Genomic DNA, 21,166 nt, shown 5'->3' with positions numbered 1-21,166 from the left:
AACTTTGTTTAACTCCTTGTCACCTTGAGCACGTCCCGGATCTTGGCCAGACGGGCCACCACCCGGTCCAGGTGCTCGGTATTGTTGATGCCGACGGTCAAATTGATGACGCCGCAGTTGTCGGCCTGGCGGGCGTTCATGGTATAGATGGGCACCCGCATATCCGACAGGGCGTTCAGCACGTCTTTCAGCAGGTCGGTGCGGTCCAGGGCCACAATTTCCAGCCCGGCCTTATAGCTCTCCTTGACGCTGTCGGCCCAGTAGGCCTTGACCCAGCGGGGCGCGTTGGAGGGGTCCCGCATGCTGGCCTGGGCGTTGGTGCAGCTGGCCTTGTGGATGGAGACGCCGAAACCACGGGTGATGAAGCCCACAATGGGGTCCCCGGGCAGGGGGCTGCAGCACTTGGCAAATTTGATGGGGGTGTTGTCGAAGCCCTCCACCACCACGCCGTCGGTGGAATGCACCTTGCGCAGGTCCACCTTGGGCAGCTCCATGGGGGGATTTTCCGCCGCCCGCAGCTTCTGGTACTCCTCCTTGAACTTGGGGATGCAGTTGGCGATGGTGATGCCGCCGTAACCGATGGCTGCGTACAGGTCCTCGGCGCTGTTCTGGCGCATCCGGCGGCAGCAGCTGCCCACGAATTCGTCCAGCTTGTCGTCGGGGACCAGAATGCCCTCCCGGCGCAGCTCCTTGGCCAGGGCGTCCCGGCCCTCCGCGATGTTTTCATCCCGGCGCATCTTCTTGAACCAGTTGCGGATTTTGCTCTTGGCCTCACTGGTCTTGACGATCTTGAGCCAGTCGCGGCTGGGGCCCTTGTCGGCGGGTCCCAGAATCACCTCGATGATCTCGCCGGTGACCACCACATGGTCGATGGGGACCATCCGGTTGTTCACCTTGCAGCCGATCATCCGGTTGCCCACCGCCGAATGGATGGCGTAGGCAAAATCAATGCAGGTGGCCCCGGCGGGCAGATTGATGACGTCGCCCTTGGGGGTAAAGGCAAAGACCTCCTCGGGCAGCAGGTCGCTCTTGAGGTCGTGAAGCAGGTTGCCGGAATCCTCCGACACCCGCTGGTTTTCCAGCAGCTGGCGGACCCAGGCCAGACGGTCATCCAGCTTGTTGTGGCCGCCGATGCCCTCCTTGTACTTCCAGTGGGCGGCGACGCCGTACTCAGCCTGTTCGTCCATCTGGCGGGTGCGGATCTGCACCTCAAAGGGAATCCCCTCGTGGCCGATGACGGTGGTGTGCAGGCTCTGGTAGCCGTTGGGCTTGGGGGTGGAGATATAATCCTTGAACCGGTTGGGCAGCGGATGATACATATCGTGGATCAGGCCCAGGGCGCTGTAGCACTCGGTGATGGTATCCAGGATGATGCGGACCGCATACACGTCGTAAATCTCATCGAAGGCCTTGTTCTGGACGAACATCTTGCGGTAGATGCCGTAGATGCTCTTGACCCGGCGCTTCATGGTGGCGCCCTTGATGCCGCTCTCCTCCAGCCGCTTTTCGATGAGGCTGGAGACGTTGGCCAGGAACTCCTCGCCCGAGCGCTCGTTCAGCAGCTTGCTGATCTCCTCGTAGCCGATGGGGTCCAGATAGTGGAGGCTGCGGTCTTCCAGCTCCTCTTTGATGTTCAGGATGCCCAGACGGTTGGCGATGGGGGCATAGACCTCCATGGTCTCCCGGGCCTTGTCCCGGCGCTTCTGCTCGGGCCAGGCGTCGCCGGTGCGCATATTGTGGAGCCGGTCGCACAGCTTGATGATCATGACCCGCACGTCCTGGCTCATGGCCAGCAGCATCTTGCGCAGGTTTTCGGCCTGCTGCTCCTCGATGCTGGAGAACTGGATCTTGGTCAGCTTGGTGACGCCGTCCACCAGCAGGGCCACGTCGGCCCCAAAGGTGGATTTCACCTCGTCCACCGTGGTGGGGGTGTCCTCCACCACGTCGTGGAGCAGGGCCGCCGCAATGCTCTCGCTGTCCATGCCCAGGTCCAGCACCAGCCGGGCCACCGCCAGCGGATGGCAGATATAGGGCTCGCCGCTGCGGCGGCGGACATCCTTGTGGGCGTCGTCGGCCATGCGGTAGGCCTTCTCGATCATCTCCATGTTGTAGGGCCGGCCGCTGGCCTGAATGGCCTCCAGCAGCTTGTCGTAGGTGATGATCTCGGGCCGCGCCTCCGAGGGGACCATATAGTCCACCGCCTCGGCGGGGGACGCGGTGGCCACCACGGTGCCCACCTCTCTCACCTGATGCTGCAGATGGCTCTTGGCGGTATAGGAATCCTGCTCAGGGGCAGGCGCAGCTGTCTTTTTTCCCTCTGGCATATTACTTTTCCTCCAAACACTTCAGGATGGGTGCATCGGCCAGGTTTTTCTTCCCGGACACCCGCACCAGCTCCAGATAGGGCACGCCGTCCCTCTCTGCCTCCTCCACCAGGCCCACCTGTTTCAGGGCAGTCACCGCCACCAGGGTTTTGCCGGTGCTGGCGGTGCCCATCCGGGCGCACAGGGGCTGCAGATCATCGGCGTGCCAACGCCGGGCTTTCAGTTCGCGGTAGACGGCGGCCACTTCCTCGCGGGAGGGGCAGATGAGCTGCCGTTCCTCCGCCGAGAGGCTGGCCCCCCGCCGCAGCGCATCCACCAGCGCCGCCTGCCGGGGTGCGTCGGGCCCCAGGCCCGCCGGGTGCAGATCCAGGATGCGGCCCGAAATCTGGGCGCCCCGGGCTCCCTCATACACCGACAGGCTGAGGGCGGCGTCCACTGCGTCGCCGGTCTGGTAGGGCACCCGCTCGGGGGCCATGCCGAACCAGACGGCGTACAGGCCCGCGCCTCCCTGATGGAGCCGCAGGCGGCTGTGTTTGCCCTCCGACACCGGGTAGATCCCCTCCACCACGGCGTTTTCCAGCAGAAAGACGGGGGCCGGGTTGTCGGCCCCAAAGGGGGCCATCCGCTCCACCGCCCGGATCTCTTCCACCGTCACCCGGGCCAGCCGCAGGGACAGGTCGCACACCAGGGGCGGCGCCTGGATGACAGGACACTCCCGGGCGGCCCACTCGTTCATCCGGCGGCGCAGCTCGGGCAGGTTTTCTTCCCGCACCAGCAGGCCGGCGGCCATGGCGTGGCCGCCAAAGCGGATCAGCAGGTCGGAACAGGCGGTGATGCATCTGTGGAGGTTGAACCCCGGCACGCTACGGCCGCTGCCCTTGGCCTCGCCGTTCTCGGCGATGGACACCACCATCACCGGGCGGCCGTATTTTTCCACCAGGCGGGAGGCCACAATCCCGATAACGCCCTGATGCCAGCCGCTGCCCCACAGGAGCATCACCCGGTCCTCGGTGCGGTCGGGCTCGGCGGCCAGCATTTCTTCCACGGCCCGCTCGATCTTCTGTTCGGTCTCCTGGCGCTGGGCGTTGATTTCGTTCAGATGATGGGCCAGGCAGGACGCCCGGTCCGGGTCCTCACACAGGACCAGCTGCAGGGCGGTGGCGGCGCTGTCCATCCGGCCGGCGGCGTTGAGCCGGGGGGCGATGCCGAAACTGACGTTGTCGGCGGTGACGTTCTTCCCCGCCAGGCCCACTTCTTCCAGCAAAGCCGCCAGACCGGGCCGCTCGGTGTGCTGCAGAATCTGGAGGCCGGCTTTCACGATGGTTCGGTTTTCGCCGTTCAGGGGCATGACGTCGGCCACCGTGCCGATGGCCGCCAGGTCGCTGCAGAATTCCAGCAGCTCCTCGGGCATGCAGTCCTCCAGGGCGGCGCAGAGCTTAAAGGCCACGCCGGCGCCGCACAAGTCCTTGAAGGGGCTGTGGTCGTCCTCCCGCCGGGGGTCCACCACCGCCACCGCCTCGGGCAGGGTGCTGGGGGGCAGATGATGGTCGGTGATGACCAGGTCAATCCCCAGCGAGGCCGCATAGGCCGCCTCCTCCACTGCCGAGATGCCGTTGTCCACCGTGACGATCAGGGTATAGCCCTTTTCGTGGATCCGGTCGATGGCCCGCTTGGACAGGCCATAGCCGTCCCCTTCCCGGCTGGGCAGCATGCATTTTACCACGCCGCCCAAACCCTTGAGCTGTTCGTACAGCAGGGAGGTGGCCGTCACGCCGTCCACGTCGTAGTCGCCGTAGACCACGATGGTCTCCCCCTGCTCCAAGGCCTGCCGGATGCGGGCACAGGCCTTATCCATATCTTTCATCAAAAAGGGGTCGCTGAGGCTGTCCTCCCCCGCCAGGAAAGACAGAGCCTCCTCCGGCTGGGTGAACCCCCGGGCGGCCAGCAGGCCCGCCAGCAGGCTGGCTTCCTTCATCTGCTGGGCAAAGACCGAGGCCTGTTTGGCGTCGTCCCACTCCTCCCCCGCAAAGGCGGCCTCCTGTTCCAGCTGTTCGGTCCGCTCCTCGGCAATGGCCTCCTGCAGGCCGGCCACTGCCTCCCGGTCCAGGGTGCGGAGCTCCCACGGGCGGCCGGTCATCGCAGACCCTCCCCCGTGAGGCCGTCGCTGGCCAGCATCCCCTCCAGGGCTGCAATCTCGCTGGACACGTCCAGCGCTGCGTCGGACAACAGGGTGTCATAGAGATTTTCGTACGCCGTATTCAGTGTATGCAGGATTCCGCCAATGTCCCGGCGGATGGCTTCGGCGTTGTCCCCCTTCTGGCCCTGCACGTCGTTGTAGGTGTGCAGCAGCTTGAGGGTGGTGGGGATATAATATTCCGCAAACCGCCGGGCCTTGGGCGCGCTCTCGGGATGGCTCTCCAGCCAGGCGCAGATGGACTCGGTGGTCTGCTGCATTTTTTCCAGTTCGTCGGCGGCGGTGGGGTCGGTCATCAGCCGGCGCTCCTCGGCCAGCACATGGGCAAACCGCCGTGCGGTGTCCAGGTGAAGGGTCTTGGGGCCCTGGGCCGGCTCCTCCGCCGGCTTTTCGGGTTCGGGCTGCTTTTCCGCCGCCGGGGCGGGCGGAATGTTATGGGCTGCCCGGTAATCGGCGGCGCTCAGATAGAGGCAGTCGTCCTTTTCATCCAGCCAGCCCGCAAGCCAGCCCTTTTCGATCAGCTCCCGCAGCCGCTTGCGGAGCTTGCGCTTTTTCATCTGGAGCAGACCCGCCAGGTCGTCCAGATACACCCCCTGGGACACGTCCATGGCCGCAAAGGCGTCGGCACAGCGGTTCAGCAGCTTGGAAGCTTCCAGGTTCTCGCTGCCCACCACGGTTCCCACGATGGAACCGATGCCGATGCCCATCAGGCCGAAGCCGGTGGCCAGGACCACGGTATATTCCAGGGTCCCCTCCCACAGCATATCGGTGGCCATGAAACAGCCCAGGCTGCCCAGAAAACCCGCAAAAATCAGGACGCCGAAGCAGATGACCATGGCCAGACCAATGCCAAAGCGCTTGCGGGCGTTCCAGCGGATGGTCTTTTCGTAGTCCGGGATGGGGTCGGAGGTCTCCGGGCGGGCATAGCTGTCCCACCGGGTCCGGGCGCGGCCCGGCTGGCCCCCAAAGTCGGCGCTATAATCGTAGGGCTCCGCCTCAAAGGCCGAACCATTCCGGGCCGCTTCCCGACGGCGGCGGCGCTCCTCCCGGTGCTGGCGGCGGGCATTCCCCCGCTCCAGGTTGAAGGCGTCCCGCAGGGCGTCATCCACCTCCCCCACCACGTCGTTCATCAGGTGGGTGAAGCTGCGGCCCACTTCGGCGGCCTGGCGGCCGATCTCATCGCCGTAGTCCTGAAACCCCTGGCGGAATGCGTCCGAAACCGTCACGCCCAGGTCCCGCAGCTGCCGTTCCAGCTCCTGCTGGATGGCATCCTCGTCCTGTTTTCTTTTCCGTTCCTTCTCGTCCATGCGTTCTCCCTCAATCTCCCGCCGGGTGATACCGGCTCACCAGAGCCGAAGCCACCCGCAGGCCATCCACCGCGGCGCTCATAATGCCGCCGGCATATCCTGCGCCCTCGCCGCAGGGGTACAGCCCTGCCAGCTGGGTGCACTCATAGGTTTCGCCCCGTACCAGCCGCACCGGGCTGGAAGTCCGGGTCTCGAGGCCGGTGAGAATGGCCTCGGGGGCGGTATAGCCCGCCAGCTTGCGGTCAAAGGCCCGCAGACCGGCCCGCAATGCCCCGGTCAGCTCCGCCGGCAGCAGGCTGCCCAGATCCGCCGGCACCACGCCACGATTGTAGGTGGGCTGGACCCGGGTGATTTTCAGCTCGCCCCGGCCCTCTAAAAAACTGACCACGTTTTCCGCCGGGGCCGCATAGGGTCCGCCGGCCCGGCCGGCCGCATAGGCCCGGGCCTCCAGCTCCCGCTGGAAGGCGATGGCCCGCCGGGGATCGTCCCCGAAGTCGGCGGGGCCCACCCCCGCCACCACCGCGGCGTTGGCGTTCCGGCCCGCCCGGGCATGGAAGCTCATGCCGTTGGTGACCACACGGCCGCTCTCGCTGGCCGCCGCCACCACCTGGCCACCGGGGCACATACAAAACGTATAAACACCCCGTCCATTTACCTGCTGGGATAGCTGATACTCTCCGCGGGGCAGGGCTGGATGGCCTGCGGCGTCGTGGTAGAGGCTCTTTTCGATTTCGCTCTGCAGGTGCTCGGCCCGGAAGCCCACGCTGAAGGGCTTGCAGGTGAAGGTCAGGCCTCCGTCCATCAGGGCCTCGAAGGTATCCCGGGCGGAATGTCCCACCGCCAGCACCAGCGCCTCACAGGGCAGAGGCCCTACGGTGGTGTCGATGCCGGTCAGGACACCGTTGCGGGTGTGCAGGCCGGTGAGGGCGGTATTGAACCGCACTTCGCCCCCCAGGGCCTCAATCTCCTTGCGGATGGAGGTGATGACGCCCCGCAGCAGGTCGGTGCCCACATGGGGCTTCTGCTGCCAGGCGATTTCCACCGGCGCACCGTGGGCCAGAAAGACCCGGGTGACGTAATCGCACAGGGGGTCCCCGATGCGGGTGGTGAGCTTGCCGTCCGAAAAGGTGCCGGCGCCGCCCTCGCCAAACTGAATGTTGGCGTTTTCGTCCAGCTCACCGGTGGCGGAGAAGTGTTCCACCGCCCGGACCCGGTCTTCCAGAGCGGGGCCCCGCTCCAGGACAATGGGGGCAAACCCCTGCTGGGCCAGGGCCAGGGCTGCAAACAGCCCCGCAGGCCCCAGGCCGCAGACCACCGGCCGGGTTTTCAGGGTCTGGGCGCCGGGAGTCAGCACCAGCTGCGCCTCCTGGCGCAAAGCAACGCAGGGCAAGGCCCCTGCATAGGCAGGTTCCTCACCCTCATCTTTGAGCGTTACTGCAATGGTATAGACGAGCTTGGGCCGGCCGTGGCGGGCGTCCACCGACAGGCGGGCCACCCCCATCTGCCGGACCTTGCTCTGGGGCAGGCGCAGCAGGTGCAGCGCCTGGGCACGGGCCTGCTCCTCTCCGGCGGAGAGGGGCAGGCGGATATCTCGAACCAGGATCATGTGCTTGTGTTTCCGTTTCTCTTATAGTGTTGGACTGTTCAGTTGCTCTGAATCCGGCACTGGACGGTATAGCTGCCCAGGGCAAAGACCCGTCCGTCCGCCGGGACGTAGATGCTGCAGGCGATGTTCTGCTGTCCCAGGGACACCGCGAAGTCGTCGGCGTCGATCTGCGCCACCACCTGGTCGGCGGTGAGGCCTTCCAGCACCGAGGCCGGGCCGCAGAGAGTCACATTCATCAGCCGCTCGGTCTCCACCGTCAGCTGATAGGTGGAGGGCAGGTTGACCACCTCAATGTTGTCGGCCGGGATGTTCAAAGTCTTGGTGGCCATGGCGCTGCAGTTGAAGCTGACGGTGACGGTGTCCACGTTGTCCAGAGAGACAAGGCCCGAGGGCAGGGTGATGGGCATTTCGTAGACCTTGTCCAGCGCAAAGGTGGACAGGTCGATGGTGCCCACTGCCAGCTCGGAGAGGTTCTCCACCGTGTCGGCCGGGCCCGCCACCCGCAGCTCGGTCTGGCTGAGGGAATAAATCAGCACCGAGTCGTCAAAGTTGGGGGGCGTATTCACAAACCGCACATTGATGGGCAGGGTCGCCGTCTTGTACACCGTCAGGGTGACGTCCACCGTCTCATGGTCGGCGGTGACGTAGTTGAACTCCAGCTCGTGGCCGTTCTCGTTGTAGAAACGAAGGTTGGTGTTCACCGTGACGCTGTCGCTGAGGATGTCGCTGTAGCTGACCTCGGCGGTGCAGGATGCCACGTCCGCCAGCTCGCTGGACGGACCGGTCAGGGTCACCGTCTCATTGGAGGCGGCGGTGCTGTAGAGGATGTAGCCATCCTCAATGGTCAGGTAGCGGGTATTCACCTGGATGGGGAGGGTCTTTTCCTCCACCACGTCGAACACCACGTCCACCGTATTGTCGGCGTCGGCGATGGACACCGAAATGTTGCTGGCCACAGCGGTATTGACGCACCGGACCCGCAGCTGGAGGTTCTTGGTGCCGCTGGAGCGGACCGAGGAGTAGTCGGGATAGACCACAAAGTCCTCCTGGGTCAGGTCGCCGATGGTGTAGCCGTCGCCCGAGATGGTCAGGTCCACGGTGCGCTCGGGTGCCTCCACAATGCTGAGGCCCCGGGAGGTATAGACGCTGGACTCATAGGTATAGTCCACCGGCACGCCTTTTTTCACGATGGTGGTGTTGGGCTTGACCACGGTGGTGACGGCCACCCACATGAGGAGCGCCACCAGAAAGGCAATGCCCAGCCGGACCCGGCGGTCCTCCAGAAGGGAACGGTTCTGCCCTCCGTCGGCGCGGAACGGCTTTTTGATCGGATTCATTTCCCCTCTCCCTCCTTCTTTCTCCAGTCCATCAGGGACAGAACCTGTCCCTTGAAGGTATCAAACCCCTTGCTGCGGTCGGCAGCGGCTTCCTTGGGGATCATCTCGTCCACCAGACGGGTGTAGAGGGTCTGGCGGTCAAAGTGGCGGATCAGGACGCCGTTTTTGGCCATCGAGATGATGCCGGTCTCCTCGCTCACCACAATGGCGATGGCGTCGGAGTTTTCGGCAATGCCCAGGCAGGCCCGGTGCCGGGTGCCCATATCCTTGCCCAGATCCAGGTTGTTGGACAGGGGCAGCACGCAGCCCGCCGCCTTGATGCGGCCATCCTCAATGATGGCGGCGCCGTCGTGGAGGGGGGTGCCCTCGTAGAAGATGGTGCCCAGGATCTCGGGGTTGACCTCACAGTCCACCGGGGTGCCGGTGCGCTCGATTTCCGCCAGGTCGGTGCGGCGCTCCAGCACGATCAGGGCGCCGGTCTTGGTCTCGGAAAACCGCTCGGCGGCGTCGCAGATGGCAATGATGGCGCTGCGCCAGCTGCCGCGGGTGGCGGGGTCCATATGGCGGACCCGGAAGAACTTCAAAAACCACTGGTCGGTCTGGCCCATCCGCTCCAGAGCGCGGCGGATCTCAGGCTGAAAGACCACCACCAGGGTCAGCAGACCGACCTGGAGCAGCGAATTCATAATCCAGGTGACGGTGCGCATGTTGGCGGTGGTGGCCACCACATAGATCACGCCCACCACCAGAGCGCCCCGGGCCAGCTGGCCGGCGCGGGTGCGGCTGACGATGCCCAGAATCTGATAGATCACAAAGGTGACGATCAGCACATCCAGCAGGTCGGCCAGATTAAAGGTTTGAAAGTTTGCGATGATGGAACTCCAGTTCATTGGTTATCACTCCTGTCAGCGGGGCTGAATCAAGGCGACGGCGTGGGCGGCAATGCCCAGCCCCTCCCCGGTAAAGCCGAGATGTTCCTCGGTGGTGGCCTTGACGCTCACCGCATCCACCGGCAGGCCAAAGGCTGCCGCCAGATTCTGGCGCATGGCGGGGATATGGGGGGCCAGCTTGGGCCGCTGGCAGAGGATGGTGGCGTCGATGTTGCCCACCTTCCAGCCGGCCTTTTCCACCAGGGCGGCCACCGCCCGTGCCAGCGCCAGGCTGTCGGCCCCGGCATAGGCGGGGTCATTGTCGGGGAAGTGCTGGCCGATGTCCCCCAGCGCCGCCGCGCCCAGCACCGCATCCATGACGGCGTGGGTCAGGACGTCGGCGTCCGAATGGCCCAGCAGGCCCTTTTCAAAGGGCACGTTGACGCCGCCCAGAATCAGGGGGCGGTCCTCCACCAGGCGGTGCACGTCATAACCATGTCCAATACGCATCTTGGTCTCTCCTTGCATCGGGGCGCCGGGCAGGTCCTCCCGGGTTGTAATCTTGTAGTTGGCGTAGTCTCCCTGGGTCAGCCGCACCGGCAGCCCCGACAGCTCAAACAGGCTGGCGTCGTCGGTGACCAGACGGGCTTTCTGGGGGTCCAGCTGTTCGGTGACCCGCAGGTATGTATCCCGGTCAAAGCACTGGGGAGTCTGGATGGCGTACAGGCTGGACCGGTCGGGGGTCAGGCTCACCAGGCACTGGGCCGGGACGGTTCGTCCATCCCCGGGGGTGCCGCACTTGATGGTGTCCTTCACCGGCACTGCGGGCGCCGCGGCGCCCCAGCCTTCGGCGCCGTTCAGGGCCGCCTCGATGACCTGCTGGCTCACAAAGGGCCGGGCCGCGTCATGGATGGCCACCAGCTCCTTCACCGCCGCCAGCACGCCGTTGCGGGCGCTCTCGGCCCGGGTGGACCCGCCCGACACCAGCCGCACCGGCTTGTGACAGCGGGCGGCCTCCTGTTTGGCCAGAGTCGGGTCGGCCCCGGTCACAAGGATGATCTCGCTGATTTGGGGACACGCATCAAACGCCCGGAGGCTGCGGCCCAAAACCGTCTCGCCCCCCAGGTCAAAAGCAAGTTTATCAAAGCCCATCCGGCTGGAGGAGCCTGCTGCCAGTATCACGGCGGAAGCTTTCTTTTTCATTTGTCTGTCCTCATCCTTGTTACTGGCCTGCCAAATGCGCAAAGGTCCAGTATATCCTACAAAAATCCGATTATTATTATAACGCATCGACTTGTAAACTGCAACTGTTTCAGCCCCGCGCACAAAACAAAAGATCCCCGCCGGCCGGGGCGGGGAATTTCCATTTTTTTACACTTTTGCTCCCGGTGCCGAAAAACCCGCTTCCACAGTGGGATAATCCCCCGGCCGGGGCCCTTTTTGCCCCCTGCAGCAAAAACAGCGCACGGACTTTCATCCGTGCGCTGCTTTCAACTTTTGTTCAATGCGGTGGTGCCGTCCAATGTTTTAGGCGAGCAGGGGCTGGAGAGCGGCAGCCAGAGCGTCTTTCTGGGCCTGTGCCTCGGCCAGGTCCTTGCCGAGGGTGGTGAAGTAGGTCTTGATCTTGGGCTCGGTGCCGGAGGGACGCACCACGACGGTGGCGCCGCCTTCCAGAGTGTAGATCAGGACGTTGGCTGCGGGCAGGCCAGTCTCCTCGGGTTTCTCGTAGTCGGTGACCTTGACCACCTTGTGGCCGGCGAACTCAGCGGGGGGATTCTCCCGCAGTTCCTTCATGATGCCGGCCATCTTGTCCATACCGGTCAGGCCGGGGAATTCGTAGCTGTCCACCTTGTTCAGGTAGCGGCCGTACTCCTTGTAGATCTCCTCCAGGCGCTGCTTGATGGAGGAACCGATGCTGCGGTAGTAAGCAGCCATCTCGCAGATCAGCATGGAGCCGATGACGGCGTCCTTGTCGCGGACGTAGGGACCAGCCAGGTAGCCGTAGCTCTCCTCGAAGCCGAAGATGAAGCGGTCCACTTCGCCGGCGGCCTCCAGGTTGGCGATCTGGTCGCCGATCCACTTGAAGCCGGTCAGGACGCTGCGCATCTCGACGCCGTAGTGGGCGGCGATGGCATCGGCCAGCGGGGTGGAGACGATGGACTTGACCGCCACGGGGTTGGCGGGCATGGTGCCCTTCTCGATGCGGCCGGCGCAGATGTAGTCCAGCAGCAGAGCGCCCATCTCGTTGCCGCTCACCAGCTCATAGCTGCCGTCGGGGCACTTCATGGCGATGCCCACGCGGTCGGCGTCGGGGTCGGTGGCCAGCATCAGGTCGGCGCCGGACTTCTCAGCCAGCTCCAGGCCCAGCTTCAGGGCGTCGAAGATCTCAGGGTTGGGGTAGGAGCAGGTGGTGAAGTAGCCGTTGGGGTACTCCTGCTCGGGAACGATGGTGATATCGGTGATACCCATGTCGTTCAGCACGTGGGTGACGGGCACCAGGCCGGAACCGTTCAGGGGGCTGTAGACCAGCTTCAGGCCGGCGGTCTTGCACAGGCCGGGACGGACCTGACGGGCCTCGATGGCCTCGTACAGGGCGTTCTTGCAGTCGTCGCCCACAAAGCGGATCAGGCCCTGCTCGACGCCCTCGGCGAAGGAGATGTACTTGGCGCCGGTGAGCACGTCGGTCTTCTGGATCTCGTCGTAGACGATGGCGGCGGCGTCATCGGTCATCTGGCAGCCGTCGGGGCCGTAGGCCTTGTAGCCGTTGTACTTGGCGGGGTTGTGGGAAGCGGTGACCATGATGCCCGCGTTGCAGTTGTAGTAGCGGGTGGCGAAGCTCAGGGCCGGAACCGGCATCAGAGCGTCGTAAATCCGGACCTTGATGCCGTTGGCAGCCAGAACGCCGGCGGCCGTCTTGGCAAAGATATCGCTCTTGAGGCGGCTGTCGTAGCTGATGGCCACGGTCTGGGTGCCGCCCTGGGTCTTGACCCAGTTGGCCAGGCCCTGGGTAGCCTGACGGACAACGTAGATATTCATCCGGTTGGTGCCGGCGCCCAGCACGCCGCGCAGGCCGGCGGTGCCGAACTTCAGCGCAACAGCAAAGCGGTCCTTGATCTCTGCATCATTTCCCTCGATTTTTGCCAGTTCAGGCTTGAGATCGGCGTCCTCCAGGTCGGCCGCCATCCAGCGCTTGTATTCATCCAGATACATTGTGAACACCTTACCTTTGCTTTTTTTCGCAGGGCATACTGCCCCTATCTTCGTGACTATACTTATAGTTTATGCCACCGGGACAAGTATGTCAATTCTATAATATGCAACAAGATGTATCCCGCAAAACCAGCAAAAGGCACAAAAAATGTGCAGTGCCATCCGGCACTGCACGATAAGATGAAATCCTGTGGTTTTATTCCGTCTCGCTGGCGGCTTCGCTGGAAGCCTCGCCGGAGGCGGCGCTGTCGGCCGAGGGGGCCGGCTCGCCGCTGAGGACCGACTGGAGCAGCGTCTGGGCGCCGGCCACCGATTCCTCGTCGGGCATCATGACATACAGCTTCTGGCCCTGAGCCGAGTAGCAGTGGGTGCTGGAGGAGCTGCTGCCGGTGACGGTATAGCTCTCGATGTCCCACACGGCAAAGTCGGACAGCTGCATCCGCACCAGGGCGGTGATCTGGTTGGAGGACAGGCTGGTGACAAAGTTGTCCGACACCGCCGCCAGCAGGCGGCTGTAGCTGGTGAGGATGGCAGGGCTCTTGATCTTGTTCAGCATGGCCTCGATGACCTTCATCTGGTTAATGCCGCGCTGGATGTCGCCGGTGGGGAATGCGTGGCGCTCCCGGGCAAAGGCCAGGGCGGCGGCGCCGTCCAGATGGTTCCAGCCCTCCACAAAGTCGGTGGGATTGTAATAGCCGGGGCTGCCCACCGAGGTAAAGGTGTAGTCGGAATAGACGTCGATGCCGCCCAGAGCGTCCACCACATCAATGAACCCGGCGAAGTTGATCCGCACATAGTGGTCCACTGGCACCCCGTAGAGGCCGCCCAGGGTCTCCATGGAGGTTTCCACGCCGTAGAGGCCGGCGTGGGTCAGCTTGTCCTTGCTGTCGGTGCCGGCCAGGTCCACGTAGTAGTCCCGGGGGGTGTTCACCAGGGCCACCCGCTTGGTCAGGGGGTTGACCGCCGCCAGAATATTCACGTCGCTGCGGGCGTTATCGGTCAGGTCGCCCCGGGTGTCCACGCCGCTGAGGTAGACCACAAAGGGTTCGGTGGTGATGGCCATGGCCTCATAGTCGGTGATGGTTTCATCCCCGATGGTGACCTTGTCCAGGGCGTCCAGGCCCTGCTGGGCCCAGACGCAGCCCACCGCCATGGCGGCGCTGAGCACCAGGGACAGAGCCCGGGTCAGGAACCCCCGCACCTTGTACCGCTGGCACTTGTAGACCAGCAGCCAGACCAAAACCAGCAAAGCGGCCAGAACCGCCAGGTAATAGACGGGCAGCATCTTGGTGCGGTACAGCTGCACGAGAGCTGCCGCGCTCAGGACTGCCTGCAGGAACAGGATCAGCATAAGTAAGCCTCGGATGGGTGAATGTTCGGACGCTTTGGCGGCCGTGCGGGCGTTGGTGCGGGCCGGACGGGTCCCGCGGCCCGCATGGGCCGTGTGGGCCGCATGGGACGGCGCAGAAGGCGGCGGAGCGGGCGGCTCCTGGCTGGGCTGGAAAAAGTCCCGGCTGTCCACCGTCACCGGATCGGCAGCCGACTTCTCGTCGCTGCGCCGGATCTTCTGCGGCTGATGCCGCGATGTACCGGACGAGCGCTCCTCCGGCTCAAAGTCAAAGTCCATAGGGTTCAAGCTCCTTTGCATCAGCCGGCCGGCACAAGGGTCAGCACGGCGCGGGCGGGCAGGCAGGTGGCGGTCTGATCCTCCAGGGTCAGCCAGCCATACCCCTCGCAGACATGGTCGGGGCAGGGCGAATCCACAAAGCGGGCCGCCCCGTCCTTGATTTCAATGTGGACGGTGAGATAACCGGTATCCACGTCGTATCGCTGGTTTACGTCCAGCGGCAGGTCCAGAACGGTGCTGTCGTCGCCGTAGACCAGCTGGGCTTTCAGCGGGCGTTCGGGGTCCTTGCCGGCGTCCCGCAGCAGAAACAGTGCGGCCGCCGCGGCCAGGATCACCGCCGCAAACAAAAGATTCACAAGCAGTTTTTTGTGCTGCATAGACACTCCTTACTGGATGTTCAGCTCCTCCAGCTGGGCCAGCCAGGCCGCCGCCGAGGCGTCGCTGGGCATCCGCCAGTCGCCGCGGGGAGACAGGGTGACGCTGCCCACCTTGGGGCCGTCGGGCAGGCAGCTGCGCTTGAACTGCTGGGCGAAGAACCGCCAGTAGAAGCTGCGCAGCCACTTGTACAGCACCGCGTCGGGGTACTCGGGCCGGCCCGCAAAGGCGGCCTGTGCCAGACGGAAGATCTTCCGGGGGCCAAAGCCGAACCGCAGGACGTAATACAAACAGAAGTCGTGGAGCTCATAGGGGCCCACCAGCTCCTCGGTGCGCTGGGCGATCTCCCCATCCTTGGCGGGCAGCAGCTCGGGCGAGACGGGGGTGTCCAGAATATCCACCAGCACCCGGCGCAGTTCCTCGCTGGATGCGGTGTCGGCCTCGTACTGGACCAGGTGGCGCACCAGGGTCTTGGGGACGCCGGCGTTGACGCCGTACATGCTCATGTGGTCGCCGTTGTAGGTGGCCCAGCCCAGAGCCAGCTCGGACAGGTCGCCGGTGCCCACCACAAAGCCCCCGTGCAGGTTGGCAATGTCCATCAGTTCCAGGGTGCGGACCCGGGCCTGGCTGTTTTCAAAGGTGACGTCGGGGGTCTGGCCGTCGTGGCCGATGTCCGCAAAGTGGCTGCGGACGGTGTTGGTGATGTTGACCTCCCGGAAGGACACCCCCAGCTCCTGGCAGAGGATTTCGGCGTTGCTGCGGGTCCGCCTGGTGGTGCCGAAACAGGGCATGGTCACCGCCAGCACGTCGGCGGCGGGACGGCCCAGCTGGCGCATGGCACGGGCCGCCACCAGCAGGGCCAGGCAGCTGTCCAGGCCGCCTGAAATGCCGATGACCGCCGTTTTGGCGTGGGTGTGCTCGATCCGCTTGGCCAGGCCGTCGGCCTGCATCCGCAGGATCAGCTCGCACCGCTGGGCGCGGCGGAGGGGATCGCCCGGCACAAAGGGAGCCGGATCAATCCGCCGGGTCAGGACGGTATCGGTGACCTCCAGGTCAAAGGACACGGTCTGATAGCCCTCCTCGGAGGGGACAAAACTGGTGTTGCGGGCCCGCTCGGCCAGCATCCGGGCGCAGTCCAGCTCGGTCTCGGCGCCCCCGCCCCCAAAGGGCTGGGACTCGGCCAGAAGGGCGCCGTTCTCGGCGATCAGATTGTGGCCGGCAAAGACCATGTCCTGAGTGCTCTCGCCGTGGCCGGCGGAGGCGTACAGATAGCCGCACAGCAGCCGGGCCGACTGGTTGCTCACCAGATCCCGGCGATACTCCGCCTTCCCGACGGTTTCGTCGCTGGCGGACAGGTTGGCGATGACGGTGGCGCCCGCCATGGCGTGGAAGGTGGAGGGGGGCAGAACGCTCCACAGATCCTCACACAGCTCCACGCCCAGCACAAACTCGGGCATCTGGCGGCAGGCAAACAGCAGCGAGGTGCCGAACAGGGTCTCCTGGCCGCAGACCGTCACGGTGCGGACGGTCTTGCTGCCGGGGGCAAAGTGGCGCTTTTCGTAGAATTCACCGTAGTTGGGCAGGCAGGTCTTGGGGACGATGCCCAGCAGCCGGCCGCGGCAGACCACGGCGGCGCAGTTATACAGCTTGCCGTTCACCATCAGGGGCAGGCCCACCAGAGCCACCAGGTCCAGCCCTTCGCTGGCCCGGAGGATCTCCTCCAGCCCGGCCAGGGCCGCCTGCTGCAGCGCCTGCTGGAAGAACAAATCCCCGCAGGTATACCCGGTGAGGGCCAGCTCGGGCAGCACCGCCAGCTTGACCCCGCGCCGTGCGCAGTCGTTGAGGGCCGAGACAATCTGCCCGGCGTTATAGGCGCAGTCCGCCACCCGCAGCGCGGGGGAAAGGGCCGCTGCTTTCAGAAAACCATCCTTCATACAAGACACATCCTGTCCAATTTTACACCAGCATTTGACGCTCCAAAGAGCATGGATCGGCTTTAGTATAGCACATTTTCACCAAAACGAAAAGAAACAAACTGTTAAAATCGCAGAAAAAGGAGGCCTGCTGTCCAAAGCAGGCCCCCAAAACGTCTCAGGTGGAAAACGAGATAGACCGTAAGCCGGGTTCTGTATTAAACGACGATCTGTCTAGGCCCGCCATTGCTGACGGGCTCGTGCCGCCTTCAGGACACGCGAGCAGCGCTTGTACGTCCCATATAGGCGTTGCTTCCGGTAGGGTTTACAAAGCCGAATGGTCACCCATCCGCTGGTGAGCTCTTACCTCGCCCTTTCATCCTTACCGCACAAAGGTGCGGCGGTTTCCTTTCTGTTGCACTTTCCCTGGGGTCACCCCCGGCTGCCGTTAGCAGTTACCGTGCTCTGTGAAGCCCGGACTTTCCTCAGAGCGGTCAAGCCGCCCCGCCGCCGTATGTTCCACTCGTTTTCCACGCTACATGATACCATAATCCGGCGTCATTTGCAAGTCTTGGGATTTTTTGTTATACTTATATGACATTTCAGCCCGGAAAGGAGGCCCCAGGCCATGCGGCTGTATTTCCCTGTTCCCCCGCAGGCCGGGCCCGAGGGGGTCCTGCTCCGCAGCTTTCTGCGGGAGTGCCGCCTGTCCACCGATCTGCTGCGGGCGGTGAAGTTCCGTGGCAGCGGCTTTTGGGCCGACGGCAAACCGGTTCTGGCCAACCAGCGGGTCTTTCCGGGTCAGGTGGTGTCCTTCGCCTTTCCCGAGGAGGAGGGCGGCTGTGAGCCCCAGCCGGACATCCCGGTGCGGACGGTTTACGAGGACTTTTTCGCGGTGGTGCTGGACAAGCCCGCCGGCATTGCGGTCCACCCCACCCTCAACTATCCCGGCGGCACCCTGGCCAACGGCTACGCCGCCCTGCGGCAGGCCGCCGGCCGCAGCCCGGTCTTTCGGCCGGTGAACCGAATCGACAAGGACACCAGCGGCCTGGTGCTGGCGGCCCAGACCAGTTACGCCGCTCCCCTGCTGGCCCAAAACGTGGACAAGCTCTATTATGCGGTGGCCGAGGGCGAGCTGCCCCTGGGCCCGGGGGTCATCGACGCCCCCATCGGCCGCCGGGGCGACAGCATCATCGGCCGGTGCGTCACCCCCGACGGCAAGCCCAGCCGCACCGAATATACCATTATAAAGGCGGAAAAGGGCCTCAGCCTGGCGGCCTGCGTCCCGGTCACCGGGCGCACCCATCAGATCCGGGTCCACTTCGCCTCCATCGGCCATCCCCTGGCCGGGGACGACCTGTACGGCGGGCACCGGGACCGGATCGGGCGTCAGGCCCTCCACTGCGGCCGGCAGCGGTTCCTGGTGCCGGAGGGACATCCCATGCCCGACGGCTTTTGGATCGACATGCCCCTGCGGCTCTCCCCCGTCACAGTGGAAAGCCCACTGCCCGCCGACATAATTGCGTTATTTTCGTGAAAAGTCGGTGAAAGCTTCATCCAAATTCTGTGCAAAACCTTGCCTCAGGGCCTGCACGGTGTATAATTTAGTTAAGAACGTACGGTCCGGCAGCCGCTGGTCTGGCCGGGCTGTATTTTTTGCGCGTTCCGCGCCCCGCTGCGGGGCGGGGCCGGACAGGCTTTCTGCCCTGTCCCGATCCCCGCCGCCGCCGGGCTTTTGATGCGATATGCCTTCACTTTTGTATAGATGCATCCAATCCCACCGGAAGGAGAACCACTCTTTTGATTGACGATAAAATCAAGGAGCCGCAGGACGTTCAGCCGAGCGCCCCGCCTCCCCTGACAACAAAAGAAAAACTGCGGGCATTCTGGGCCCGGGTGCAGTGCAGCAGCCTGCTGCGCCGCCACCATTTCCGCGCCCGGACCCGCCGCCGCATGGAGGGCTTCGGCGCCTTCCTCAGCCGTTTCCCGCTGGCCCGGCAGGCCGGCGACTTTCTGTATTCTCTGGGCTTCGCCGGCGAATACAGCATGATCCAGGCCGGGCGGGTCATTGAATCCGCCGCCATCTGGCTGTCCGCCGCCTTTCTGCGGGCGTGGCAGGATGTGGCCGACACCGCTTTCCCCGGCGCCCGGACGGTGCTGCGGGAGCTGTTTGAGCCTCTGTATGTGCTCTGCCGCGGTGTGCGCAACATCTGGGTTCACGGCACCAACGTCCGCCGTGAAAAAGGATTCTGGGCCGGCATTGTGGCCGACCTTCAGTACTTAGGCCGCGGTGCGGTCCGCTATGCAGGCCTGCTGCCCCGGATGGTGGTGTACCTGCTGCCCCTGGGCTCTCTGGCCGTCCTGCTGACGGTGGTCCAGGTCATGGTGGGCAGCCCCTACACCCTGGCCGTGGACGTCAACGGCGTCACGGTGGGCCATGTGGCCAACGAAGATACCTTTGACTCAGCCCGTGAGGACGTGCTCCAGCGCGTCAACTACGCCGGCACCTCCGGCGAAGCCGAGCTGACCATCGAGCCCACCTACCGGCTGGCTATTTCCACCGAGGTGCTGGACGAAAGCCAGATGGCCGACGCCATCCTGTCCGCCGTCAGCGACGAGATCAGCGAGGGCACCGCCCTCTATCTGGACGGGGAACTGACCGCCGTCTGCGCCGAGGGCGACCAGCTGGAGCTGTACCTGGACGGGATGCTCTCGGCCTATCAGGATGACGCAGACCCCACCGCCGTGGTCAGCTTCAACCGGACCGTCACCCTGGAGGACGGGCTGTATTTCACTGACAGTTTCAAGGATTACGCCGATGTGGTGTCCCTGCTGTCGGGCGTGCGCCAGGCCGAGCGGGTCTACACCGTGCAGCAGGGCGATAGCATCAGCCTGATTGCCACCAAGAACAACCTTACCACCGCAGAGCTGTGCGAGCTCAACAACATCACCACCGATACCGCCATCTTCCCCGGCGACGAGCTGATCGTCACCCGGGAGGAGGCCATGCTGGAGGTCCAGATCACCCGGACCGTCACCTGGACTGAGGAGATCCCCTTCTCCACCCAGAAAACCCAGTCCAGCGAATACGCCTTCGGCACCACCCACACAGTACAGGAGGGTGAAAACGGCATCCGCACCATCACCGCCGAGAACGTCTACGACACCGAGGGCAACCTGCTGGAACAGACCATCGTCAGCAGCGAGGTCACCAAGGAGCCGGTCAACCGGGAGATCGTGGTGGGCACCAAGCTGCCCAGCGGCAGCGTCGCCCAGGTGGGCAACGGCACCTTCATCTGGCCGGTGCCCCAGTACACCTATTGTTCCCGCTGGTATTCCAGCAGCCACAAGGGCGTGGACATCTGCGCCCCCGCCGGCACTCCCATCTACGCTTCCGCCAGCGGCGTCATCAGCAAGGCCGGCTACGAGCGGAACGGCGCCGGCAGCGGCTACGGCTACTCCATCATCATCAACCACGGCAACGGCTACAGCACCGTTTACGCCCACTGCCTGTCCCTGACCGTCAGCGCCGGCCAGGCGGTCAGCCAGGGCCAGCTGATTGGTTACGTCGGCTCGACCGGCCGTTCCAGCGGCAACCACTGCCACTTTGAGATCCGTTACAACGGCCGTTACCTGCCGCCTCAGAATTACTTCAACAAATAAAGGAGGTTTGTCCCTATGTCCACTCCGCACATTGCCGCAGAACCGGGCGATTTCGCCAAAACCGTCCTGATGCCGGGCGACCCGCTGCGGGCCCAGTTCATCGCCGAGACCTTCCTGCAGGATGTCCGCCAGGTCACCGCTGTCCGCGGGATGCTGGGCTTCACCGGCACCTATGAGGGCCGCCCCATCAGCGTGATGGGCAGCGGCATGGGTATGCCGTCCATCGGCATCTACTCCTATGAGCTGTTCAAGTTCTACGGCGTCGAGAACATCATCCGCATCGGCTCCGCCGGCAGCTACACCGACAAGGCCAAGCTGTTCGACGTGGTGCTGGCCTCCGGCGCAGTCAGTGAGTCCAGCTACGCCAAGACCCAGAGCGGCTTTGAGGGCCACATCACCTTCCCCAGCCGTTCCCTGAACGAAAAGCTCAAGGCCTCCGCCGCCAAGCAGGGCATCCCCCTCATCGAGGGCAACATCCATTCCTCCGACGTGTTCTATCGCCAGCCCTCGGACGAAAAGCCCACCTACTGGGAAAAGCTGCGGGACGAGCAGGGCTGCGTCTGCGTGGAAATGGAGAGCTTCGCCCTCTTTGCCAACGCCCAGATCCTGGGCAAGAACGCCGCCTGCCTGCTGACCATCTCGGACAGCTTTGTCTCCCCCGAGATCACCACCGCCGAGCAGCGCCAGAAGAGCTTCACCGACATGATGAAGGTGGCCCTGGGCGCAGAGTATTGAGGAGAA

The 21,166-nt window shown here is 64.3% G+C and carries 14 protein-coding genes and 1 other RNA gene; 3 read left to right on the top strand and 12 right to left on the bottom strand.

Annotated elements, in window-relative coordinates; translation table 11 throughout:
• Positions 1–8: 8 nt before the first annotated feature.
• From B5E67_RS07440 to rnpB, 12 genes are all read right to left on the bottom strand, one after another.
• Positions 9–2,324: a bifunctional (p)ppGpp synthetase/guanosine-3',5'-bis(diphosphate) 3'-pyrophosphohydrolase gene (locus B5E67_RS07440; RefSeq protein WP_087384439.1), complete on the bottom strand. Its 2,316-nt coding sequence runs from the start codon at positions 2,322–2,324 to the stop codon at positions 9–11.
• A 1-nt stretch (position 2,325) separates the two neighbouring features.
• Positions 2,326–4,461, bottom strand: coding sequence for a single-stranded-DNA-specific exonuclease RecJ (recJ, locus tag B5E67_RS07435; RefSeq protein WP_087384436.1), 2,136 nt, complete (start codon positions 4,459–4,461; stop codon positions 2,326–2,328).
• Positions 4,458–5,825, bottom strand: coding sequence for a 5-bromo-4-chloroindolyl phosphate hydrolysis family protein (locus B5E67_RS07430; RefSeq protein ID WP_087384433.1), 1,368 nt, complete (start codon positions 5,823–5,825; stop codon positions 4,458–4,460). Before B5E67_RS07430 ends, recJ begins: the two co-directional genes overlap by 4 nt.
• Positions 5,826–5,835: 10 nt before the next feature.
• Positions 5,836–7,431 (bottom strand): FAD-dependent protein, encoded by a 1,596-nt coding sequence (locus B5E67_RS07425; protein ID WP_087384430.1) that lies wholly within the window; start codon positions 7,429–7,431, stop codon positions 5,836–5,838.
• A 38-nt stretch (positions 7,432–7,469) separates the two neighbouring features.
• Positions 7,470–8,768, bottom strand: a complete 1,299-nt coding sequence (locus B5E67_RS07420) for a CdaR family protein (protein WP_087246247.1) — start codon at positions 8,766–8,768, stop codon at positions 7,470–7,472.
• Positions 8,765–9,658 (bottom strand): diadenylate cyclase CdaA, encoded by an 894-nt coding sequence (gene cdaA, locus B5E67_RS07415; protein ID WP_087384427.1) that lies wholly within the window; start codon positions 9,656–9,658, stop codon positions 8,765–8,767. Before cdaA ends, B5E67_RS07420 begins: the two co-directional genes overlap by 4 nt.
• Positions 9,659–9,673: 15 nt before the next feature.
• Positions 9,674–10,840 (bottom strand): 2-C-methyl-D-erythritol 2,4-cyclodiphosphate synthase, encoded by a 1,167-nt coding sequence (gene ispF / locus B5E67_RS07410; protein WP_087384424.1) that lies wholly within the window; start codon positions 10,838–10,840, stop codon positions 9,674–9,676.
• A gap of 324 nt (positions 10,841–11,164) precedes the next feature.
• The gene (locus B5E67_RS07405; RefSeq protein WP_087246244.1) at positions 11,165–12,847 is read right to left on the bottom strand and encodes a phospho-sugar mutase; all 1,683 of its coding nucleotides are present in this window, start codon (positions 12,845–12,847) and stop codon (positions 11,165–11,167) included.
• A 196-nt stretch (positions 12,848–13,043) separates the two neighbouring features.
• On the bottom strand, positions 13,044–14,474 hold the full coding sequence (locus B5E67_RS07400) for an LCP family protein (RefSeq protein WP_087384420.1): 1,431 nt from the start codon (positions 14,472–14,474) through the stop codon (positions 13,044–13,046).
• Positions 14,475–14,494: 20 nt separating this feature from the next.
• Positions 14,495–14,851 carry a NusG domain II-containing protein gene (locus B5E67_RS07395; protein WP_087246242.1) on the bottom strand — a complete coding sequence of 119 codons (357 nt, stop codon included), beginning with the start codon at positions 14,849–14,851 and terminating at the stop codon, positions 14,495–14,497.
• Between the two features lie 9 nt (positions 14,852–14,860).
• Positions 14,861–16,783: an NAD(+) synthase gene (locus B5E67_RS07390; protein ID WP_087384417.1), complete on the bottom strand. Its 1,923-nt coding sequence runs from the start codon at positions 16,781–16,783 to the stop codon at positions 14,861–14,863.
• Between the two features lie 165 nt (positions 16,784–16,948).
• Positions 16,949–17,288: RNase P RNA component class A (gene rnpB, locus B5E67_RS07385), an RNA gene on the bottom strand.
• Positions 17,289–17,390: 102 nt separating this feature from the next.
• Here rnpB and B5E67_RS07380 point away from each other — a divergent pair.
• The 3 genes from B5E67_RS07380 to deoD all read left to right on the top strand — a co-directional run bounded on the left by B5E67_RS07380 (position 17,391) and on the right by deoD (position 21,160).
• The gene (locus B5E67_RS07380) at positions 17,391–18,299 is read left to right on the top strand and encodes an RluA family pseudouridine synthase (RefSeq protein WP_087384413.1); all 909 of its coding nucleotides are present in this window, start codon (positions 17,391–17,393) and stop codon (positions 18,297–18,299) included.
• 263 nt (positions 18,300–18,562) lie between these two features.
• Complete coding sequence (locus tag B5E67_RS07375; RefSeq protein WP_087384410.1) at positions 18,563–20,425, top strand: peptidoglycan DD-metalloendopeptidase family protein; 1,863 nt, start codon at positions 18,563–18,565, stop codon at positions 20,423–20,425.
• A 15-nt stretch (positions 20,426–20,440) separates the two neighbouring features.
• Complete coding sequence (deoD, locus tag B5E67_RS07370; RefSeq protein WP_087365738.1) at positions 20,441–21,160, top strand: purine-nucleoside phosphorylase; 720 nt, start codon at positions 20,441–20,443, stop codon at positions 21,158–21,160.
• Positions 21,161–21,166: the final 6 nt, after the last annotated feature.

Origin of the sequence: Faecalibacterium sp. An122, from assembly GCF_002160895.1 — a bacterium.
Classification (GTDB): Bacteria; Bacillota; Clostridia; order Oscillospirales; family Ruminococcaceae; genus Faecalibacterium.
The sequence above is the reverse complement of the archived record's forward strand: the minus strand, read 5'-3'. Positions and strand labels throughout refer to the sequence as shown.

What these genes read in the sequence shown, in the direction of transcription:
- B5E67_RS07440 (WP_087384439.1), bottom strand. Translation starts at nt 2,324, where the DNA reads ATGCCAGAGGGAAAAAAGACAGCTGCGCCTGCCCCTGAGCAGGATTCC.
- recJ (WP_087384436.1), bottom strand. Translation starts at nt 4,461, where the DNA reads ATGACCGGCCGCCCGTGGGAGCTCCGCACCCTGGACCGGGAGGCAGTG.
- B5E67_RS07430 (WP_087384433.1), bottom strand. Translation starts at nt 5,825, where the DNA reads ATGGACGAGAAGGAACGGAAAAGAAAACAGGACGAGGATGCCATCCAG.
- B5E67_RS07425 (WP_087384430.1), bottom strand. Translation starts at nt 7,431, where the DNA reads ATGATCCTGGTTCGAGATATCCGCCTGCCCCTCTCCGCCGGAGAGGAG.
- B5E67_RS07420 (WP_087246247.1), bottom strand. Translation starts at nt 8,768, where the DNA reads ATGAATCCGATCAAAAAGCCGTTCCGCGCCGACGGAGGGCAGAACCGT.
- cdaA (WP_087384427.1), bottom strand. Translation starts at nt 9,658, where the DNA reads ATGAACTGGAGTTCCATCATCGCAAACTTTCAAACCTTTAATCTGGCC.
- ispF (WP_087384424.1), bottom strand. Translation starts at nt 10,840, where the DNA reads ATGAAAAAGAAAGCTTCCGCCGTGATACTGGCAGCAGGCTCCTCCAGC.
- B5E67_RS07405 (WP_087246244.1), bottom strand. Translation starts at nt 12,847, where the DNA reads ATGTATCTGGATGAATACAAGCGCTGGATGGCGGCCGACCTGGAGGAC.
- B5E67_RS07400 (WP_087384420.1), bottom strand. Translation starts at nt 14,474, where the DNA reads ATGGACTTTGACTTTGAGCCGGAGGAGCGCTCGTCCGGTACATCGCGG.
- B5E67_RS07395 (WP_087246242.1), bottom strand. Translation starts at nt 14,851, where the DNA reads ATGCAGCACAAAAAACTGCTTGTGAATCTTTTGTTTGCGGCGGTGATC.
- B5E67_RS07390 (WP_087384417.1), bottom strand. Translation starts at nt 16,783, where the DNA reads ATGAAGGATGGTTTTCTGAAAGCAGCGGCCCTTTCCCCCGCGCTGCGG.
- B5E67_RS07380 (WP_087384413.1), top strand. Translation starts at nt 17,391, where the DNA reads ATGCGGCTGTATTTCCCTGTTCCCCCGCAGGCCGGGCCCGAGGGGGTC.
- deoD (WP_087365738.1), top strand. Translation starts at nt 20,441, where the DNA reads ATGTCCACTCCGCACATTGCCGCAGAACCGGGCGATTTCGCCAAAACC.